General features: G+C 32.4%; 14 protein-coding genes. 4 read left to right on the forward strand and 10 right to left on the reverse strand.

Going from position 1 to position 21,439, the window contains the following annotated elements:
* From IEW40_RS04450 to guaB, 4 genes are all read left to right on the forward strand, one after another.
* A partial coding sequence (locus tag IEW40_RS04450) for a T9SS type B sorting domain-containing protein (protein ID WP_188616890.1) occupies positions 1 to 872 on the forward strand: 872 nt, incomplete at its 5' end.
* Positions 873 to 916: 44 nt separating this feature from the next.
* A complete protein-coding gene (locus IEW40_RS04455; RefSeq protein ID WP_188616891.1) occupies positions 917 to 5,071 on the forward strand; it encodes an FIDD domain-containing protein in 4,155 nt (1,384 codons plus the stop codon).
* A gap of 18 nt (positions 5,072 to 5,089) precedes the next feature.
* The gene (locus IEW40_RS04460; RefSeq protein WP_229663378.1) at positions 5,090 to 7,648 is read left to right on the forward strand and encodes a T9SS type B sorting domain-containing protein; all 2,559 of its coding nucleotides are present in this window, start codon (positions 5,090 to 5,092) and stop codon (positions 7,646 to 7,648) included.
* A 70-nt stretch (positions 7,649 to 7,718) separates the two neighbouring features.
* Positions 7,719 to 9,179, forward strand: a complete 1,461-nt coding sequence (guaB, locus tag IEW40_RS04465; protein ID WP_188616893.1) for an IMP dehydrogenase — start codon at positions 7,719 to 7,721, stop codon at positions 9,177 to 9,179.
* A 91-nt stretch (positions 9,180 to 9,270) separates the two neighbouring features.
* Here the strand turns inward: guaB and IEW40_RS04470 are convergent, their stop codons facing one another.
* The 10 genes from IEW40_RS04470 to IEW40_RS04515 form a co-directional block, all read right to left on the reverse strand.
* A complete protein-coding gene (locus tag IEW40_RS04470) occupies positions 9,271 to 10,494 on the reverse strand; it encodes an OFA family MFS transporter (RefSeq protein ID WP_188616894.1) in 1,224 nt (407 codons plus the stop codon).
* Between the two features lie 104 nt (positions 10,495 to 10,598).
* Entirely contained in the window at positions 10,599 to 11,699 is a 1,101-nt protein-coding gene (locus tag IEW40_RS04475; protein ID WP_229663379.1) for a DUF4407 domain-containing protein, read from the reverse strand.
* A gap of 500 nt (positions 11,700 to 12,199) precedes the next feature.
* Positions 12,200 to 13,804 carry an autotransporter assembly complex protein TamA gene (locus IEW40_RS04480; protein ID WP_188616895.1) on the reverse strand — a complete coding sequence of 535 codons (1,605 nt, stop codon included), beginning with the start codon at positions 13,802 to 13,804 and terminating at the stop codon, positions 12,200 to 12,202.
* Between the two features lie 222 nt (positions 13,805 to 14,026).
* Positions 14,027 to 14,815, reverse strand: a complete 789-nt coding sequence (locus tag IEW40_RS04485) for an SDR family oxidoreductase (protein ID WP_188616896.1) — start codon at positions 14,813 to 14,815, stop codon at positions 14,027 to 14,029.
* Between the two features lie 132 nt (positions 14,816 to 14,947).
* Entirely contained in the window at positions 14,948 to 16,204 is a 1,257-nt protein-coding gene (locus IEW40_RS04490; protein ID WP_188616897.1) for a 3-phosphoshikimate 1-carboxyvinyltransferase, read from the reverse strand.
* A 226-nt stretch (positions 16,205 to 16,430) separates the two neighbouring features.
* On the reverse strand, positions 16,431 to 17,375 hold the full coding sequence (locus tag IEW40_RS04495) for an AAA family ATPase (protein ID WP_373283778.1): 945 nt from the start codon (positions 17,373 to 17,375) through the stop codon (positions 16,431 to 16,433).
* Between the two features lie 189 nt (positions 17,376 to 17,564).
* Positions 17,565 to 18,743, reverse strand: a complete 1,179-nt coding sequence (locus IEW40_RS04500; protein WP_188616899.1) for a DUF4350 domain-containing protein — start codon at positions 18,741 to 18,743, stop codon at positions 17,565 to 17,567.
* A gap of 4 nt (positions 18,744 to 18,747) precedes the next feature.
* On the reverse strand, positions 18,748 to 19,500 hold the full coding sequence (locus IEW40_RS04505) for a DUF4129 domain-containing protein (RefSeq protein ID WP_188616900.1): 753 nt from the start codon (positions 19,498 to 19,500) through the stop codon (positions 18,748 to 18,750).
* Between the two features lie 25 nt (positions 19,501 to 19,525).
* Entirely contained in the window at positions 19,526 to 20,470 is a 945-nt protein-coding gene (locus IEW40_RS04510) for a hypothetical protein (RefSeq protein ID WP_229663380.1), read from the reverse strand.
* Positions 20,467 to 21,429 (reverse strand): stage II sporulation protein M, encoded by a 963-nt coding sequence (locus IEW40_RS04515; RefSeq protein WP_188616901.1) that lies wholly within the window; start codon positions 21,427 to 21,429, stop codon positions 20,467 to 20,469. Before IEW40_RS04515 ends, IEW40_RS04510 begins: the two co-directional genes overlap by 4 nt.
* Positions 21,430 to 21,439 lie beyond the last annotated feature (10 nt).

Genomic DNA, 21,439 nt, shown 5'->3' on the forward strand with positions numbered 1-21,439 from the left:
TTGATTCGTTTTTTACCACTGATGCTTCGGTAATCATTAAATATTTCAACTCTGAAAGTGATGCTAAAAATAACAGAAATCCTATCAACAGTTCATTAACGGTGACCAATTCTGGAACTTATTTCTTAAGATTTGAGAAAACTAATTCTTGCGCCAATTGGGCTCAATTAACAATAAATGTAAAAATACCGAAAGCTTCATCTACTTTAAAAGATGTTCAAATTTGTAAAGATGCTACCACAATTTTAGATGCTGGAACTGGCTTCAGCGCTTATCTTTGGAGCAATGGTGACACTACGCAAACCACGTCTTTAGGCATCGGAAATCATTATGTAGATTTAACATTCAATGGTTGTACATACAGACAATTGGTTAATGTAACTGCGGCGGAAACTCCCAAAATTGATAATATAGAAGTTACCGGAACTACAGCTAACATTACCGTTTCAGGAGGTTCAGCTCCATACCAATATTCTTTGGATGGCATTAATTTTCAAAACTCTAATATTTTTAAAAATATTCCTAGAGGAACTCATACAGTCTACGTAAAAGACAAAAATGGCTGTGAATTATTAGAAACAAAATTTCTAATCATTAACCTTATCAATGCCATTACTCCGAATGGTGATGGCAAAAATGATTTCTTAGATTACTCTGATTTAAAAATTAAAGACCAAGTTTCAATTAAAATTTTTGACAGACAAGGTTCTCTAGTTTACCAATCAAACGGAAAAAACTACATTTGGGATGGAAAAGTATTCGGAAGAACAGCTACATCTGGCACCTATTGGTACATCATCAGTTGGACAGAACCATTGACCCAAACACCGGTTTCTTTTACTGGCTGGATTTTAGTAAAGAATAGAAATTAATTTTTTCTAAATTTTATATTACATTTGTAATAATTAAACAACAAATGAAAAAATTACTACTCGGCTTTTTATTAATTTTCATTAATTCTTTTTTATACAGTCAATTTGATACAGAACATTGGTTTGCGCCTTTTGCCAATCAAAACAATCAAAGTACTGAACAATATTTATATTTATCAACAAATACAAGCAGTCCATTTAATGTTGACATATATAATAACAATCAATTATTACAAAAAGTACAAATTAGTAAAGGAAATCCTGCTGTAATTCCAATTGACAGTGGCCTAATGTCCACATATCCAAATGATGATACTTTTTTAAACAAAGTAACTAAGAAAGGGCTACATTTGGTAGGCGAAAAAAAATTCTTTGCACATTATAGATTTTCTCTACCTAATCATGCAGAAATCATTACCTCTAAAGGAAAAGCAGGAGCTGGGAATCGTTTTTATGTAGTAACTCCCAAAAATCAAGTGCAAAACAATATTACCAATTCTACCTTTGGTATTATTGCCACAGAAAACCAAACAAACATAAAAATTTCCGGTTATGATCCTAATATTGTATTTTTCGGATTAGCTAGCACCCCAAGTGAAATTAATGTTACCTTAAATAAAGGCGAATCTTATATTGTAAGCCTAAAAAGTTCTGATGCTATTAAAAATAAAGATGGATTCTCAGGCACATATATTGAATCTGATAAGTCTATTAGCATAACAAATGGCAACATTAATGGAATGTACTCTCCCACTACTCCGAATAACAACTCTGATGCATTAATAGATCAAGCCATTCCGATTGATAGACTAGGCAAAGAATTTATTGTAATGAGTGGGTTTGGAAGCATATCTCCTAACAACAATATGATGGAAGAAGTTATAGTTCTGGCAACAGAGGATAACACAAATATTTACCTTAATGGCAGCTCAACTCCTTTTAATGCTGTTCCTCTAAAAAAAGGAGAATATGAAATAATTAATGATACCCCATCAGAAGGAGTTCACTATCAACAAAAAAATGGAGATGCTTACACAATGTACGTTAAGACAAATAACAACGCTTATGTATATCAATTATTAGCAGGTGTCCCTAACAGCTATGCAACAGGAGGCTACAATATTGTACCTCCTCTAATTTGTTTGCTTCCTAATAAAATAGAAGAATTTTCTCTAATTGATGAAATTGGATACAATAAATTTAATGTAAAAATGAACATCATTGCAGAAAAAGGAGCTAAAGTTTCTATGAATGGAACTCCAATTTCTTCTTCATTCGGTCCTTATACAGTAGATGGTACTAATCTTTGGGAAACCTACAGTGTTCCAAATGTCTCAGGTAATATTACTATTTCCGCTGATAAAGCAATTACAGCTGGTATTGCAGCAGGTAATGGAGCCGTAGGATATGGTGGTTATTTTGCAGGCTTTAATTCTAACCCTATCATTTCTAAAGGTGGAGATTGTGACAAAGGAAATATTACACTAGAAGTCGATGATACTTATGATTCATATCAATGGTATTTTAATGGAACTCCTTATACTGGAAGCGGCGCAAACACCTATATAATTTCACCTACTGAAAGTGGTGACTACTATGTTAAAATTGTGAAAACAAATTGTGGTACTCAAGATTCGCCTATATATAGCTACCAAAGATGTCCTTTTAAAACAACAAATTCCATTGAGATTAGTAATTGTAATCCGACTTTCATTACACCAATTCCAAAATTTTCCACTTTTACACAAAATGTAAACGTTTCATCTGTTAAAATCTGGACACAGCCATCCAACGGAACAGTTACCATAAATAATTTAACAGGTGAAATCACCTACACATTAACCAATTTTTCGGCAACAATAGATTCTTTTACTTATTACTTTTCAGGAACAGACCCTAAATTTCCAGACACAGAATATGTAACTGTAAATATAAAGATCAATCACCTCAAAACAATTACTGGTGAAGCTTTTGCCTGTATTAAACCTGATAAAACGGGTGACTTCGACCTTACACAAGCCAAAGTTTCTAATGATACAAACATTACTAATGTAGAATATTATGAAAATTATGACCCTACAACAAAGACCTTCTCTAATCTAATTTCAAATTTTAACAGTTATAATTCTATTCCCAAAACCATTTATGCGAAAGTAACCAATAGTTACGGATGTACTGATGTAGCAGAGATTAATCTTAAATTTTATCCAATACCAAATATAGACACTTTAAAATTTGATTCTATACTTTGTGACTCTGATTTTGATGGATTATATGAACCAGATTTTGATGAAATTTCTAAAACCATTGTAAGCAATTCTGCAGATTTTGACATTTACTTTTTTGACAATGCAGGGCTTAATTTCCCGGCGCTTCCTAAAGATTGGACTTATACTACTCTCACTAGAGTCTATGTATTAGTAGCCTCTAGAAACGGATGCACCAATGCTACAGGTTTTATTGATTTTAAAATCGGGAATAAAATTTCTATAAATCCTTATACAACTCAAGTTTGTGACGGCGATTTCAGCAATTCTGAAACCTTAAATCTAGCCAGTTATTTGCCTCAATTAACCTCGGAAACGGGTTATACTTATCAATTCTACGCCACTCAAAACGATGCTAATTTAGAACAAAATCCTATCCCTGATTCTCAAAATATTTCTGCTAACGCTACTTTCTTTGTCAGAATAAAAAAATCTGGAATTTGTGACAATATTGCTTCACTTACACTCAATTTCGGTCAGCCTTCCACATCTACTACTCTTCCTGCTGCAGTTACAGTCTGTGAAGGAAGCACTACCACTCTAGATGCAGGAACTGGTTTCACTTCTTACCTTTGGAGCAATGGCGCAACTACTCAAACCATTACGGTTGGTAAAGGTGATTATTCTGTGGTTTTAACTTCTAATAACACTTGTACTTATACCCAAAAAGTGAGCGTTGTAGAATCACCAAAAGCAATTGTAGATATTTCTAAATTTAATACGATTATTTGTGATGACAATCTAGATGGAACTATCGAAATTAATCTCAATAATGTAACCTCTGCCATTCTTATCAACCCTGGGATTTATCGTGTAAAATACTATTTAAACGCTACAGATGCTAATGCAGGCAATGCTAATTTCCTAAATTCTGATTGGTCTTTTTCTGCAGATACTACTATTTTTGCAAGAGTGGAATCTGATTTTTGTCCAGCTCAGATTTATCCTTTAGATTTTAAATTCGGAAATAAAGTTACCCTACTTGCAAGTTCTATTTCTCAAGAAGTTTGTGATGATAATTTAGATGGAACAAAAGCTGTAAACCTTAAAGATTCTGATTCGTTTTTTACCACTGATGCTTCGGTAATCATTAAATATTTCAACTCTGAAAGTGATGCTAAAAATAACAGAAATCCTATCAACAGTTCATTAACGGTGACCAATTCTGGAACTTATTTCTTAAGATTTGAGAAAGCTAATTCTTGCGCCAATTGGGCTCAATTAACAATAAATGTAAAAATACCGAAAGCTTCATCTACTTTAAAAGATGTTCAAATTTGTAAAAATGCCAATACTCTTTTAGATGCTGGAACTGGCTTCAGCGCTTATCTTTGGAGCAATGGAGACACCACGCAAACCACGTCTTTAGGCATCGGAAATCATTATGTAGATTTAACATTCAATGGTTGTACATACAGACAATTGGTTAATGTAACTGCGGCGGAAGACCCACTCATAGAAAGTATAACGGTAAACGAAAATACCATTACTATTAATGTAACTGGGGGAACTCTACCATACTCTTATTCTATAGATGGAATTAATTATCAATCATCTAATGTATTTACAAATCTTAGAAGAGGCTTACAAACTGCTTATGTGAAAGGAGCTGAACTTTGTACTCCTGTTGAGAAACAATTCTTAGTCCTTAATTTGATTAATGCAATCACCCCAAATGGAGATGGTATAAATGACGTTTTAGATTACTCGGATCTTAGAATTAAAAAAGATGTAAAAATTCTAGTTTTTGATCGTTATGGTAGCCAAATTTATTCTAGCCAAAACACCAATTCTTTTGTCTGGAACGGAAAATCTTCATACAATAGAGCAATCGCTACAGGTACATATTGGTATGTTTTAGAATGGATTGAGCCAGACACAAACATTAAAATGAACTACAAAGGTTGGATTCTTGTAAAAAATAGAAATTAATTTTTTTATATTTACAAGATGATTGTTAGAAAAATAATAATAATTTTTATCTTTTCCCTTTCAATAATTACAGTTAGGGCGCAATTAGATTTAGAGCATTGGTTTCCTCCTTTTTTCCAAAGCGTGAGTGGCACTGCTATTTCTGAAATTAAAATTTATCTCTCTACTGATAAAATTAAACCTTTCAAAATAAACATTTACAATCATAATGTTATAGTAGATACTGTAATTCTTAGTAATTCTAAACCTATAGAATATACTCTGAAAGATGACACCATGATTAGAACCAACCTAGAGAGAAAAACCATGACAAGACTAGGAATGGGATTTTATATCGCAGGTGAACAAAGTTTTTATGCTAGTCTTAGAATGCAAGATACCTATTCCGAAATCATTGCTTCTAAAGGCAAATCTGCTCTGGGAAAAGAATTTTACGTTGTAAATGATCAAGTCATTCTATATGAAGACCCTACTCTACCTCTCTCTTCACAGAATGCCGTTAAAATGAATTACCAAGCTTCTATTTTAGCAACTAAAGATAACACCCATATCAAAATATTCAATTACAATAAAAATTTAGTTTTTGCAGACGGAAGTACTGATGATATTTTAAGTATAACTCTTAATAGAGGAGAGTCCTATATTTTAGCAGCTTTAAAAATAGACAATAAGAGCCCTAACAGGCCTCACCCTGTATTGGATGACAATGATCCAAATCTTATAGGAGCTAAAATTGTTTCAGATGAGCCTATTGTAGTAAACAATGGAAATTTTTTAAGTCAAGACTTAGGAGAAGCAGCAGGAAATATCAATCTAGATCAATCTGTACCAACAACAAAACTTGGCAAAGAATATTTTGTTGTCAATGGAATGACGGTAGCAGAATCTGCAATGGAAAAAGTAATTATAGTTGCTACTAAGGACAATACAAAAGTCTATTTTAATGATGAAACAAACTCAACAGTTTCACTTAACGAAGGACAATATTTCATAGGTCCTTATCCCAACAAATTTAAAATTGGCAACGAACAAACGTTCGTAAATACTGAACCTAAACAAATTCCCACAAAAGGAATGTACATTAGAGCTTCTAACCCAATATATTTATATCAAATGATTGGCGGTTTTAATGACATGCCAAGAGGACCTGCACTACCTAAAATAGAGAGAACAAGTGGTATGACTTTCTCTTATCCTTTAGATATTGATTATTTACCTCATGAAAAACCAAATCTCATACAAGTTCCATTCATCAATAAAATCGGAAAATTCACAAATGATGTAAAACTCACAATAAAAAGCCCCGAAAATGCAAAAATATACCTTAATGGTTCTTTGCTTGGTAGTGGCTCGCCAATGATTGGCAAACCTGGGTGGAAATACCATACATACCCCTATCTGTCATCTAACCCAGAAATTCAATCTGATAAAAGTTTAAATATAGATGCTGTAGGAGGAACAGCTTACACAGGTTTCGCTAGCAGCTATACAGGATTTTCTCATGACCCTTATATTGCTAAAAACGGAACATGCATTCAAGAATCTGTAATCCTAAATGTTAGCAACAAAGATTTCGAAATTATTCAATGGCAATTGAATGGGGCTGATATACTTGGTGCTAATTCTCAGACCTACATTCCCACTACCCCAGGGAACTACAGATGTAAACTAACATACGCTTACGGCGATTTTAATTATTATACTAATGAAATATTCATAGACAACTGTCCATATCAAATTACCGAAAAAAACCTCGAAAACATTTGCGCTAATAAACAGTTTATTATCTCGCCTCAGTTTAGTCCTCCTTATGCTAAATATGATATTATTAAGACTGAAATCCTTACTCCTCCCTATCTTGGGAGTGCCCAACTTAACGACATTGATATAATTGTAAAAATAGACAAAGACTTCTCTGGCGAAAATAGAATTATATATAAAATAACTTCTAGCAATGGTTTTTACGAAATAGTAAATGCTAAATTCAGAATATATAGTCTCCCAAATCCTATTATAGTGTCCCCAATTGACCCAATAGGAATAGATAACAACAAATACATTTATAATCTAAATGATGCACTTGTTCTAACTAATAACCATGCAGTGACATACAAGTTTTTTAATTCAGAAAATGATGCTTTAAATAACTTAAACGAAATTAAAAAGCCGAATACTTATATTACAATCCAAAAACATCTATACGTGAAAGCAATTAATGCCAATAATTGTTTTTCAGTTTTCGAACTCAAACTTAATCAACCAGGTTTACCACCAACATCAGAGCCAGATTCTACAGTATTCCCTAACACATTTACTCCTAATGATGATGGCTATAATGATGTATGGAGCTTTGAACTTCTTGAAGATTATACCAATCTACAAGTCATTATTTTTGATAAACAAGGAAGCAAAGTTTACGAATATTCTAAGGGAAAACCATTCTATTGGGACGGAAGAAACTTTTCTGGAGCCAAACTTCCCACTGGTGTATATTGGGTCATCTTAAAAGGAATTAATCCTGATAAAAATGAAATTCTAAATAAATCTCAATGGCTTTACCTTAAAAATAGAAATTAATTTATTATTAAATTTTATCTAAAATTTTCATTATTAAAAATAATACTTTAATTTTGCAAAGAAAGTAAAGATGAGTATTCACAGTAAAATTGTAGAAACTGCCATCACTTTCGATGACGTTCTTCTTATCCCTTCTTATTCAGAAGTTTTACCTAATCAGGTTTCTCTTAAATCTAGAATTTCAAATAAAATCACGCTTAATGTACCGATCGTTTCTGCTGCTATGGACACAGTAACGGAAGCTGAATTGGCGATTGCATTAGCAAGAGTAGGTGGTCTTGGTTTCATTCATAAAAATATGCCAATCTCTGAACAAGCGGCACAAGTAAACCGTGTAAAACGTTCAGAAAACGGAATGATTTCAGACCCTGTAACCCTTACCAAAGACCATACTTTAGCAGAAGCTAAAGAATTAATGGCAAGATTTAAAATCTCTGGTCTTCCCGTTGTAGATGCTGAAAATAAATTAATTGGCATCATCACCAATCGTGATGTAAAATATCAGGAAAACCTGAACGCCAAAGTAGAAGAATTGATGACCAAAGAAAATCTCATCACTTCTGATAAATCTACCACGCTAGAACAAGCAAAAGAAATTCTTCTAAAAAATAGAATAGAAAAATTGCCAATCGTAGATGCAGAAAATCATTTGGTTGGTTTAATTACGATTAAAGATATAGACAATCAATTAGAATATCCTTATGCTAACAAAGACCAAAACGGAAGGTTAATTGTAGGTGCAGGTGTTGGCGTTGGTGAAGACACTATAGAACGTGTAACTGCTTTAGTAGAAGCTGGTGTAGATATTATCGCCGTAGATTCTGCTCACGGTCATTCAAAAGGGGTTTTAGATAAAATTTCAGAAATTAGAAATGCATTTCCAGAACTAGATATCGTAGGTGGAAACATTGTAACTGCAGATGCTGCCGAAGCATTGATAAAAGCAGGCGCAAATGTCTTGAAAGTAGGCGTTGGCCCCGGTTCTATCTGTACTACCAGAGTAGTAGCAGGAGTTGGCGTTCCTCAGTTATCTGCCATTTATAATGTTTACGAAAAAGCCAAAGAATACAACGTAGCGGTAATTGCAGATGGTGGTATCAAATTATCTGGAGACATTGTAAAAGCAATAGCTTCTGGTGCTGGCGCTGTAATGCTAGGTTCTCTTTTGGCAGGAACAGAAGAAGCTCCAGGTGACGAAATTATCTTTCAAGGTAGAAAATTCAAATCTTATCAAGGAATGGGAAGTTTAGCTGCAATGAAACGTGGCGGAAAAGAACGTTATTTTCAGTCTGAAGCTAAAAAATTTGTACCTGAAGGAATTGAAGGTAGAGTTCCTCATAAAGGAAAATTAGAAGATGTAATATTCCAATTAACTGGTGGTATAAGAGCGGGTATGGGATACTGTGGAACTAAAGACATAGAAACCTTACAAAAAGAAGGGAAAATGGTGATGATTACAGGTTCTGGACTTAAAGAATCTCATCCTCACGATGTAATTATTACTCAAGAAGCGCCTAATTATTCTTTGTAAAATACTTCTTTAAAAATATGAAACCTCAAAGTTTTGCTTTGAGGTTTTTTATTAATTTCTTGAATATCAATTTTTCAAATTATCTCCTTTATTAAACTACCTTCTTATCATTCTTCACAAAAAAAGTAAGCAAAATTCCAATTAAAATTAAAACCAAAGCCACCATGAAAGAATTGGTTCCAGCTTCAGCACCAAAATGGTCTTTCATATACGCTGTAATTTGTGGCCCTAAAATCCCTCCAACACCCCAAGCTGTTAACGCTACGCCGTACATTGTTGCCATTAATTTTGCGCCATAAGATTCTTTAACCAAAGAAGGAATCACCCCGAAAGCGCCACCATAGTTTAATAAAACAATACAAACGCCTACTGAAAATATCATCGGATTTTTTGTAAAAATTAATCCTGCAAAAACCAAAGCTTCTACTATTAATAGAATTCTAAATGTATTAATTCTTCCCAATTTATCTGATGCGCTTCCCCAAACAAATCTTCCCAACCCGTTGAATAATGCACTCAATGCAATGAGTGTAGCACCTTTATGCTCTAGAGTTAGTTGGTCTGTGAGTCCTCCTGCTTTTAATAAATCTTGTAAAAGAGGCGACTGAAAAGATATGAAAATCATTCCTGCAATTACTGCAAACGTGAACATTATCCAAATAAATATGAAATTTTTAGAAAATATTTCGGGTAAAGCATTTACTTTTTCATCTGTAACTTCTGCCGTTTTTTCCTGCACTGGCATCGACAAAAAATTTGCGAATAATGGTAAGAAAACCAACATGATTATTCCTATGGCTAAGAAAGTTTTGGGTAAACTATTTTCAAAATAATTCAAGAAAACAGGCGCTAATAATTTCGCCATTAGTAAAGCTCCTAAGCCAAAACCCATTACTACCATTCCTGTTACCAGACCTTGTTTATCTGGAAACCATTTAGAAGCTACTGCAACCGGTGTTACATATGCTAAACCTAATCCTATTCCGCCTACAATTCCGTATCCGAAATACAATAAAGGCAAACTCTCATTTTTTAAGGCAAAATAAGAAATAATGTAACCCAAAGAATACAAAACAGAACCAATAAGCGCTAATTTTCTAGAACCATATTTTGGTAAATTAATACCGCCCCAACTTGCCGTAATACCAAGCATAAAAATGGCGATACTAAAAGTCCAAGCTGTTTCAGAATTAGACCAACCGAAAGTTTCTGTTACCTTTCCTTGAAAAAAACTCCACGCATAAACCGTTCCTAGAAACAAATGTACCAAGGTTGCCATTACTGCGATAAACCATCTTTTCCCTGAATTTTGCATTGCTGTTTTATTTAAAATTAGACGCTGCAAAGCTACGATGATTTACATTTTCTATGAATTTTTAGAGCGTGAGTTATGGCAGGTTTTTAATAAAAAAAACGAACCTAAAGTTCGTTTTCTTTGTTATTTTTTTTCCCGAGGCTATTTTTAAAATCTTCAATCCTAAAATCTGTTGCAAAATTTCCTTTTTCTATCTTTTCTTTTGAGTACAATCTGTAATCGTTTTCTGTTTTATCAAGAAGGTAATCATAAGGTCCTACTGATGAAATTAGTTTTACCAAAACTGGAGAAATTTCTAGTGTAATAAACATCATCATAATGAAAAACGATGCCAATGCCATAATTTTATTGGTATCTCCTAACTCTGATAATGCTTGTAATCTGGCAGCAAAACCATCAAATTTATTCTCTGCTTTTTCAGAATTTTTTTGTTCGGTTTGTAGATTTTTATAAACTCCAGAAATTTGTTCGTCCAGATATTTCAATCTTGGCTGCATCTGTTTTTGGTAATCTTCTAAATCTTTTTTACGTTGTTCCTTCAGCTCTTGCTTTCTTTTAGCATTGCTCCCAAAACCTACTTTACCAGAAGTAAGACCTGTTTGTTTCCCTAGAATTTCTTTCTCTAATTCTACCGTTGCAGAATCTAAACTGGTTTGCTTTGCTGCAATTTGTTTTTGAATTTGAGATTTTTCTTCGGCAAAAGGCCCAGATTGTTGAAGAATTCTACCATTCATTGTTTTCTGTAGTTCTGTTTTATTTCTTTGGATAATGGTATTGAGTTGTTTATTTACTTCTTTCTCAAAGATTTTCAATTCCAAAGGTTTAGAAATCACAATTCCGAGGAAAGTTGCCAAAATTAAACGCGGAACTGCCATAAAAAATTGATTCCAAAAAGTTCCTGTTTTTTTAATGGAAGAAACAATATATCTGTCAAGATTAAAAATCATTAATCCCCAAAGAATTCCGAAACCTACGGCTGTAAACTCATTCTCAAAAACAGTGTACATTGCATAACTTGCCGAAAGCGTAGCAAAAACTGCGGTAAAAAGTACAATTCCTCCAATTCCTGCATACTTGTTCCATTCGCTGGGAGATTTTCTAAGGATATGAAGATTAGCTCCTGAACAAACCATCAAAAACTGCTGAAACCAGTTCATCTGATGTTGTTGAGCATTTTTATGCGGAGTATGATTTTTATTTTCCATAAAATATTTTGTTGATTGGTCGTATTATAACGTTACAATGTTACGAATAGTATTAGGTTTTACACAGTAAAATAATTGTAAAATGATTTTACAATTTTATTCTGTTGGTTTTCTGATGATTAAACATTTATTCATCTTTTAATTCTGTTTTACTTTATCAACAACCTTGCCAAAATTTAACATAATTTTAAGAAATGAATAATAACATGCTTTTATGGAGTGAAAATTTTAGTGTTTTTGACGCTCGCTTCGCTCGCGTCGATTATTTTCAAAGTGGGGAACGTAAAGAATTCCCCTTCTTTGAAGGGGTGGCAAAATTTTCTACGAAAATTTTGACGGGGTAGTCTAGAAAAGTGAAAAGAAAAACTGCCCGAAATCTTTAGCCCTGATTGAGTGGCCTGCTTGAGCACATCCCGATTTATCGGGATTGCGAGTAGCGAAAGCAGGACAGAACGTCAAAAAAAAACAAAACCGTCTTGCTTCTAAATTTAAAAAAATTTCTAGAACTTACTGATGATTCCCCAATGAATTTTGGTGTCTTGAAATTGAAAAGGATTGCCAAATTCTTGTCCGTTGGAAATCTGAAAAGTCATTAAACCAATCGGTAAAATAAAGTTGAAACCTAGCCCAAAACTGTACAATTTACTGGTGGTTTTTAGGGTAGAATTTCGCACGTTTGCCAGTTGTCCGAAAACATCAAAAAACGCTTGATTGCTCACCAAATAACGATATTCTACGCCACCAAAAGCATAAAAATCGGTAAAAAGTGACTGCTCATTAAAACCACGCAATGAGTTATACCCGCCAATTCTAAAAAGTTCGTTGGTGGTAATTTCTCCGTCTGAATCTAGCATTGCAGACTCTGCTTTTGCGTTGAAATAATGATTTCCTTTGAGATGAAAATTGCGCTCTGCGAACAAAAAATAACGATTTTGCTTGAAGGTTTTTTCTAAATTTTGGTAGTAAGAACTCAACAAATCTGCTTCGGCGATGATTTTGGTTTTGTAAATAAAAAGTGGCTCTTCCGAAGTTTCTGTAAATTCATAAAAAACACCAATTCCTTTTTTGCTAAAGTCTTGTCCAGAAGTATAAGTATCATCTAACACCGATGAAATCTCAAAATTTCCTCTTGCTCCAATTTTTTGCTTTGGTGAAAGATGATAATACAATGCTGGACGAAATTTCACATTAGCAAAAGTGGAATCTTGGCGGTAAATATTGAGATTGAGATTGGTACCGATGTTAGAACCAAAAAGATACGGAATATCGGTTTGCAAATCGAAGTTTTGTCCGCTCTGTTGGTTTCTTTGCCAGTACAACGAGATGCTTTCGAAACTATTGAAAACGTTTTTCAGATTAAGATTAATGCTTCCTGTAAAGCTAAATTTCTTCTTATCATTATTTCCGAAACCGATAATTCCATCAAAATTATTGGCTTTTTTCTTCTGAAATGTAAGATAAATCTGCGTAGAATCTTTGGTAAAAAGTGTTTGCGGAGTTTTTTCTAAAATCAAAAAAGGATGGTTTTCTAACCTTGAATTGATTTTGAGAATATTTTCGTCATCATATTTTTTGCCTACAAATTCTTTTTCTAAATTCTTGACGAAACGTTTCGGAACTTTGGTAAAACCTTGCAAAACAAAACCATTAATCTGCCTTTTATCTCCTTTAAAAACCGAGATTTCAACTTCTGGAACCTCATTTTCTAATCCTATAAATTTGGTTTTTACTCTGTTAAAAGCAAAACCTTCATTAGTGTATTTTTGATTGATTTTTTGTTTGAGAGAATCTAGATTTTTAGTGAATATTTCTGGTTTTGATTTTAAAAATTCTGCGGTTTCAGGCGAGAATTTTACTTTGGCTTCATTGAAATTTTTTCCTTTATCAAATACAATTTTGGTGATTTTCTCTACTTTTTCAACGTTTAAAATTTTAGTAAAATAGTAATTATTTTCCGCCAAAGAATCTAGAAATTTCACTGCAGAAAGTGAATCCTTTTTGATGATTTCTTTTTTGGTTTGAGCATCAATTAAGACGTATTGCTTCTGTTGGGATTTCAGAAAAAAAGGAAGAAAAAATAGAAATATGTATAGATTTTTTTTCACGCAAAGTCGCAAAGATGATTACGCAAAGAACGCAAATTTTTATTGAATTAGTATTTGGTAATTGCCACCAATGCACAAATAAACATTATAAAAATAAACTTTAACAGCTTTTTAAAATTAAACTCTCGCTGATTTAACAAATTTTGCAGATTGAAACTGTTAATAAATCAGCACAATAAGCGAGAAACCATCTATAAAATCATTCGTGTATTCGTGGCAACCTTAATCCATTTTATTATATTTCTTCATCAGATTTTCATAGACTTTCTGTGGAAGAATCCATTTCAAAGGAACGCCAATTTTTTGCCCGAACTTCCCGAAATAATAATGTGCTTTCCAAGATTTTTTTTCTAAAAGTTTTTCGATGTAAAGCGCTACTTCTAAAGGTTCTGTTCCTTCATCAACGTGAGCATTCATCACAGAATATACTTTTTCGTATATTTTTTTATACGGTTCAGAAATTTGAGTTTTCACTCTATTTTCCGCAATTTTGGTTTTAATATCGCCCAAATGCAAACTACAAACTTCAACATTCCATTGATAGACTTCGTATCGCATTGCTTCTGTCACTTTATCTAAAGCCGCTTTGGAAGCCGAATAAAATCCTCGAAACGGAAGTCCCATTTCACTACCAATACTCGAAATATTGATGATTTTTCCAGATTTTTGTTCACGCATTTTTGGCATTACTGTACTCATCATTTGCACAGCTCCTACTAAATTCAAGTTGAATAATTTCAGAATATCTTCTTTTGTAGAATCTTCAACAGCTCCAACCATTCCCATTCCTGCGTTGTTAATGAGAACATCTATTTTGCTTTCAGTTTCTAAAATTTTAGAAATCGCAGCTTGAACTTGTGCATTATCAGTAACATCGGTTGGAATGGTAGTAAAATATTGACTTTCAACATTTTTTCTGCTTAAGCCAAAAACTTTATGTCCTTTTTTACCGAAATATTCAGCGAGAGAAAAGCCAATTCCTGTGGAAGTTCCTGTTATTATTATTGTCATAAATTCTGTTCGTTTTTTATATCACAAAGTTCTCAAAGCACTTCACAAAGTTCACTAATTTAAGATTATTGAGGCGCTTTGCTTTTTTTAAAAACTCTGTGCCCTCCGTGTAAAAACTCCGTGAACTCTGTGCTAAAACCCCTCTGTAATTTCAAAAAAATCCTTCCAAAAATCTGGATAAGATTTTTCTACCACATCTTCGTTTTGTATGTCTAATTCTTTAACCAAACAAAAAGGCGCAAAACTCATCGCCATTCTGTGATCATTGTAAGTGGCAATAGAAATATCATTTTTCAGTTCAAAAAATTCTAAAGATTTAATAGAATTTTCGGTAATTTCAGTTTTGCAACCTATTTTTTCCAATTCGTTTTGTAGCGCAACCAATCTATCTGTTTCCTTCACTTTCAAAGTTCCTAAACCTGAAATTTCAAAAGGTAATTTCAGCGCGACACACGTTACACAAACGGTTTGCGCAATGTCTGGACAATCATTCATATCCAAAATAAATTTTTCTGGATATTTAAAACTTACATCAGGAACCAACGTAATGAGATGTTCCGCAGCGTCTGAAATGGTATTGACTCCGAAAAACTTCAAATATATATTCTTTAATGCTGAATCTCCTTGTAAAGAAAAAGCGTAGAAACTTTTTAGATGAATTCTCTTTTTCCCAATTGCTGCCAAAGAATAGAAATAAGACGCTGAACTCCAATCACTTTCTACGGTGTAATGCTTGATTTTAGACGAATGGAAATGCACATCTAATTGTTGGTTCAACAGAGATGAATCTGAACTTAAAATTTTAATTAAATTCCCTTCAAAACGAGTTTCAATGCCGATATCTTTTAAGATTTTCAGCGTCATTTTGATGTAAGAACGAGACGTAATTTCGCCTTGTAATTCTATCTCTAAACCGTTTTCTAGATTTGCGCCAATCAATAAAAGAGAAGTGATAAACTGCGAAGAAATATTGGCAGGAATTTTCACAAAATTCTTTTCAATTTTCTTTCCGAAAATTTCTAATGGCGGAAAACCTTCATTTTCGAGATAATTAATTTCTGCTCCTAACTCTCTCAAAGCATCAACTAAAGGTTTTATTGGCCTTTGTTTCATTCTTTCAGAACCTGTAAGAATGGTTTTTCTACCTTCTTGAATGGCATAAAAAGACGTTAAAAAACGCATTGCAGTTCCTGCGTGGTGAATGTCAACCGTTTCAGAATCTTCATTCAGTGCTTTTTGCAACAATTGAGTATCTTGGCTGTTTGATAGATTTTCTATTTTTAAATCTCCGAACAATTTACCCAAAATCAAAAGTCGGTTCGAAATACTTTTCGAGCCTGTGATGGCAACGGTTTTTCCGTCTAATAATTTTACTTTTTCTATCTTCATTTTTCGTTATCATTTATGAAAAAATAGCAGATGCAATCTTTTAAATCATATTTTATATTTTTTAAACCACAAAAGAGACAAAAGATTTGAATATGTCTGAGCCTTGCAAAAGTAAAAAAAGCGCAATACATTACTTTTTATTCTTTTGATAAACTTAATATCAATATTTTCTTTTGTTGCTTTTGCGGTTTAATATATTTTCAATAAAAACCACTTTTTTAATTTTCTATCTTGGGATTTCTATACTTTCTAAAATTTGTTTGATGATTTCATCAGCAGTCAAACCTTCCATTTCACGTTCTGGAGAAACCATTACTCTGTGTCTTAGAACGCTCACTGCAGCTTCTTTTATATCTTCTGGCGTTACAAAATCTCTGCCTCTAATCGCTGCAAAAGCTTTACTTGCGGTAAGAAGCGCCAAACTAGCTCTTGGCGAAGCTCCTAAATATAAAAACTGATTTTCTCTAGTATTCACCGTGATTTTCGCAATGTATTCTAATAAATGAGGTTCTACAATGATTTCTTTTACCAAATCTTGATAATTCTTCAACTGATGCCCTGAAATTACGGCTTGAATTTGAGAAATTTTATCATCTAATCTGTTTTCGTGGTGATTTTTCACGATTTCCATTTCTTGAGAAAGATTAGGATAATCTACATTAATTTTAAACAAAAATCTATCTAATTGCGCTTCTGGAAGTCTATACGTTCCTTCGTGTTCTATAGGATTTTGAGTAGCAACTACTAAAAATGGTTGTTCCATTTTGTAAAGCGTTCCGTCCATTGTAATTTGGCGTTCTTCCATCACTTCGAAAAGTGCGGCTTGCGTTTTTGCAGGAGAACGGTTAATCTCATCAATCAGAATAAAATTAGAAAAAATAGGCCCTTTTTTGAATTCAAATTCGGTGTTTTTAACATTAAAAACGGAAGTTCCCAAAATATCTGAAGGCATTAAATCTGGTGTAAATTGTATTCTGCTGAAACCTACAGAAATGGTTCTCGCCAATAATTTTGCAGTGATGGTTTTGGCAACACCAGGTACACCTTCTATAATCACGTGTCCGTTAGAAAGCAGTGCTACCAAAAGATGCTCAATCATAGATTCTTGTCCTACAATTACTTTGGCGATTTCAGATTTTACTTTGGCAAGACTTTCGCTCAATTCAGTCATATCAATTCTTGAGTGAAATTCTGGTGTACTCATCTGTTCTACAGATGGTTGCTCTACGTTTTGTAACTCCAAATTTTGGTTATCTAAGTTTTCCATTTTCTAAATATTATTTTTTCGCAATGTCGCAAAGGCTTTCGCATTGCAAGGTCAGTACTTTCTAAATTTCTAAAAATTAGTTTTATTACAAATTTATTTTAAAATTTCATTTAAAACTTTATTTAATTTAATCAAATCTTCATTAATAACATGTGCAGAAGGATTTAATGATTTTTTGATTAAAACTACTGCTTCTTTTATTTTTTCGGGAGATTTTCCTGTTTTTAAATGAAGTTTTTTCTCAAATTCTTCGTCTAAATTATGAGTATCTATCAAAAGCTCAGTTCTTACTCTGCTCAGAAAATAATGTGATTTTTTAGCCATCATATCGTGAAAATCACCTTCTTGCATATATAAATTCCCTATGCTTCTAATAAATTCTACCGATTTATTTTTAAGAGGCTCTATTATCGGAACGATTCTTTGTCTTCGTTTTGCATTAAATAAAATAAATATAAAAACTGAAAACAAAAAAATCAACCAAGCATTTCTAAGTGGCGGATTGGCCCAAATAAATCGAAGTGGAGATTGTGATGATTCTGTTTCTGATTCTTGAAACCAATACGTTTCTCGGTTGGGCAAATAAGAAAAAACACCTTGAATATACTTTTGATTTTCTTTTTTGAGAAGATAATAATTAGTCAGAATTAATGGTTCTGCGTGTAGATAAACATGACCTTTTCCGTAATTTACTTTTAAAAAATTGGCTGCAGATTCATAATCATTATCGTATTCTTTTTCGTAGTATTCCGTTCCTAAAATTTCAGAATTTTTAAAATCAAAATTGGTAAAAATCCCCCATGCCTGAACTTTATCCACAACAATACTATCTTCGGCAATCTTGTCATCAGTGAAATATAAGTAACTGGTTTCGTCATAATTGTAATCACTCAATTTGAAATTAAGCTTTTTTTCTAATTCATCTGGGAAATCTTCTGAGAGAATCATAACATCTGAACCTTTTTTTACTTCTTGTAGTATTTTTTCCCAAGAAACTTTATCTAGATTTTTTTCTATTAAAAGAATGTTGTGTGCCTTTTTCGGATGATTTTGATTGTAAAAACTATAAGGCGATTGATTAATCTTGATGAGTTTTTGGTTCAATAAATCTCTACCCTCTTCATTAAAAACGAACAAACCAAAAGGAGACTTTTCAGTAGTAGAAAAGTTTTTACTCCAATCTATCACCTCTTTTTTATTGAGTTGTACAATGGTCATTAAAATAACAACCACCAAGAGGATTATACCATATGTTTTATAGGTTTTGTTCATTTTTTTAGAAACCTTTCAAAAATTTGTTTTTTAGAATAAGATAATTTTCTTCGTTTATTTCAAATTCGCCATACCAAACGTGTTCAAAAATATAAACCAACTCTGCAAATAATTCTTTTTGGTTTTTAGATTTCAGTTCTTTTTGATAGTCATGATTGGTTTTTTCTGTATTCCAATCTATTAATTTTTTGTCTGATAATTTTTTCAAAACATATAAAAATTGATATCTAATGGCATACCTGAATTCCTTTTTGTTTTCAAATTGAAGAATTTTTTCAGGGAAATTTATTTCATGAATATCTTCAGTAATTTCTTCTGCATTGATGTTAATTTTCTTAGATTTTTTGCTAAAGAAAAAGTTTCCATCTTTTGAAATAAAATAGCTGATGATGATGTAAAGTAAAAAACCTACTAATAAAAAGGCTAAAATTTTCAAAAACATACCTGTATAGTCTAAAGTCTTAGTACCATCTACCTCACCAAAGACACTTCTCAACCATTCTTGAATTTTTGCCAAAAGTTTTTGCCAAAGAGAAATTCTTGGTTTTGTAGTATTATAATTGAATTCTTCTGTTTGGTATTTTTTTCTGAAATTTTCTTTGAATTTTTTAGGATACAATGCATTGTCTGTAGTATAACCAGACATAATCATAGAATCTATTTTTCGAGAGGAATTGGAATTAGATTTTATTTCTACCGTATCTACCGCTATTTCTTCTACATAGTTATCTTGAGCTTTAAAAAAATTAAAACTCAACAAAAAAATTAAAAATAAAAAACTATTAGACTGCACTGCTTCCTATGGTGTCAATTTCTAGCATATCTACACTTCTATGAAGGTCTGTTCTGCTGTCATAATACATCAATCCAGCATTGATGTAGATAATATTAGAAAGCAACAAACTCATTATTATAGATACTAAATAAACAATGAATAAAAGAATCATTAGAATAGGATTAGAACCATTTTCAGCTCCTTGGTCTATTGGTGCTGCAAAGGCTGTTCCTGCAATGATAGACATGGGAAGCATGGTAAATACGTAAGAAATGACATTCATAATTATATAAATGATAACAACTGACCCAAAATAATTCCAAAATTTAGAAAATTGAATTCTAAAACCTTCGCTTAAAGAATCAATAAAACCTTTGTTGGTGGTGAAGTAATCAAAAAAAGTAAAATTAGAAATATTGGCAAAAACAGGCAGTATAAACAAAAAAAGAAAAATACCTATTACAATAAACATTAGCGCTACAGATATCAAAGATGCAATAACAATTATAGGTAATAAAGTGATTAATGACCATAAGAAGAACTTAAAAAACTTACCTACATTTTTCTTAATATCACTCACCATTTCATCTGTTGTTATGTCTTTATTCCCTGTTTCTGCAAGCCTTTTTAGATAAAGTACAGGGAATGTATAATTCACTAATGAAAGCATCAAAATGATTAAAAACATTAATACACCTAAAACGATAAGCGAACCCATATTTTCTGTAAAATATTGCTCAAATAGATACGAACTGCTTCCTTGCATATTAGAATTGAATAGCATTGGGAAAACATCTTTGAAAGCAAAAACTATCACTACAACCAATAAAATGATAATTAAACCATTAATCATCAAATAGTTTTTGAAGTAATTTTTGCCATGTTCTTTGAAGAAGTTGAAGGTGTCACTTATTAATTCTCCGAACTGTCTTTTCTTGTAAATTTGCATCATGGTTTTAATTTTTTTTGTAAAATAAATGGATATATCAAATAATAATAACCAATAACGGAGAGTGTACCGAAAATGATAATTAAATTCAATAGTAAATTCATTGAAAGAGCATATCTCGTTACAAAAGCTTCTAAAATACCAGCAACAAACGTAAATGGTACTGTGCTAAGAAAAATTTTGAAACTATCTTTAAACCCTATTTTAAAAGAATTAATTCTAGAAAATGTTTTAGGAAAAAGCACCGAAGCACCAAGAATTAGACCTGCAGTAGCCTCTATCACCATACTGAAAATCTCAAAAACACCATGCACCCAAATTCCTCTAGCACTTTGCCCTAATTCTCCCTGCGTTTGAAAAAAATATTGAAAAGAACCCAGCATTACAGAGTTTTGGGCTAGAGCATATACTGTACCCAACCCTATAAAAACTCCATAAATATAAAGCTTTGCCCCTACATACAAATTATTGTAAATTATCGCAATGGCCGATCCCCAATTAGAACCACTTTCGTAAATTGCTATAGGATTACCTTTCTTGATATTCTCTAAAGTTACATTTACATATTCTTCACCAAGAATTAGTTTTACAAAATCCGCATCATAATGTGCAGAAATAACTCCTATTAAAGTAAATAACGTAAATAAGCCAAACGCATAAAACAAATATCTCTTATACTTATAAATTAATTCAGGAACTTCTCTTTTGTAAAAATAGATTAGTTTATTTTCCTCAACTCTTTTGGTTTTGTAAATTTTCTGGAAAATTAGTGTAGAAAGGTGATTAAGATATACCGTAGTTTTACTTTTAGGATAGTAAGTTTGTGCAAAAGATAAATCATTGATAAGATTAATGTATAGAGATGACAACTCGTCAGGATTTTTTTTCACTTTTCCTGAAATTACATGCTCTATTCCCAACCATTTTTCTTTATTTTGCTTAATAAAAGCTACCTCTCTCATAATCTATTGC

Origin of the sequence: Cloacibacterium rupense, from assembly GCF_014645495.1 — a bacterium.
In the GTDB taxonomy this organism is placed as follows: Bacteria; Bacteroidota; Bacteroidia; order Flavobacteriales; family Weeksellaceae; genus Cloacibacterium; species Cloacibacterium rupense.

Excerpts from the sequence above, each read along its gene's own strand:
- IEW40_RS04455 (WP_188616891.1), top strand. The coding sequence starts at position 917 with ATGAAAAAATTACTACTCGGCTTTTTATTAATTTTCATTAATTCTTTT.
- IEW40_RS04460 (WP_229663378.1), top strand. The coding sequence starts at position 5,090 with ATGATTGTTAGAAAAATAATAATAATTTTTATCTTTTCCCTTTCAATA.
- guaB (WP_188616893.1), top strand. The coding sequence starts at position 7,719 with ATGAGTATTCACAGTAAAATTGTAGAAACTGCCATCACTTTCGATGAC.
- IEW40_RS04470 (WP_188616894.1), bottom strand. The coding sequence starts at position 10,494 with ATGCAAAATTCAGGGAAAAGATGGTTTATCGCAGTAATGGCAACCTTG.
- IEW40_RS04475 (WP_229663379.1), bottom strand. The coding sequence starts at position 11,699 with ATGGAAAATAAAAATCATACTCCGCATAAAAATGCTCAACAACATCAG.
- IEW40_RS04485 (WP_188616896.1), bottom strand. The coding sequence starts at position 14,815 with ATGACAATAATAATAACAGGAACTTCCACAGGAATTGGCTTTTCTCTC.
- IEW40_RS04490 (WP_188616897.1), bottom strand. The coding sequence starts at position 16,204 with ATGAAGATAGAAAAAGTAAAATTATTAGACGGAAAAACCGTTGCCATC.
- IEW40_RS04495 (WP_373283778.1), bottom strand. The coding sequence starts at position 17,375 with ATGACTGAATTGAGCGAAAGTCTTGCCAAAGTAAAATCTGAAATCGCC.
- IEW40_RS04500 (WP_188616899.1), bottom strand. The coding sequence starts at position 18,743 with ATGAACAAAACCTATAAAACATATGGTATAATCCTCTTGGTGGTTGTT.
- IEW40_RS04510 (WP_229663380.1), bottom strand. The coding sequence starts at position 20,470 with ATGATGCAAATTTACAAGAAAAGACAGTTCGGAGAATTAATAAGTGAC.
- IEW40_RS04515 (WP_188616901.1), bottom strand. The coding sequence starts at position 21,429 with ATGAGAGAGGTAGCTTTTATTAAGCAAAATAAAGAAAAATGGTTGGGA.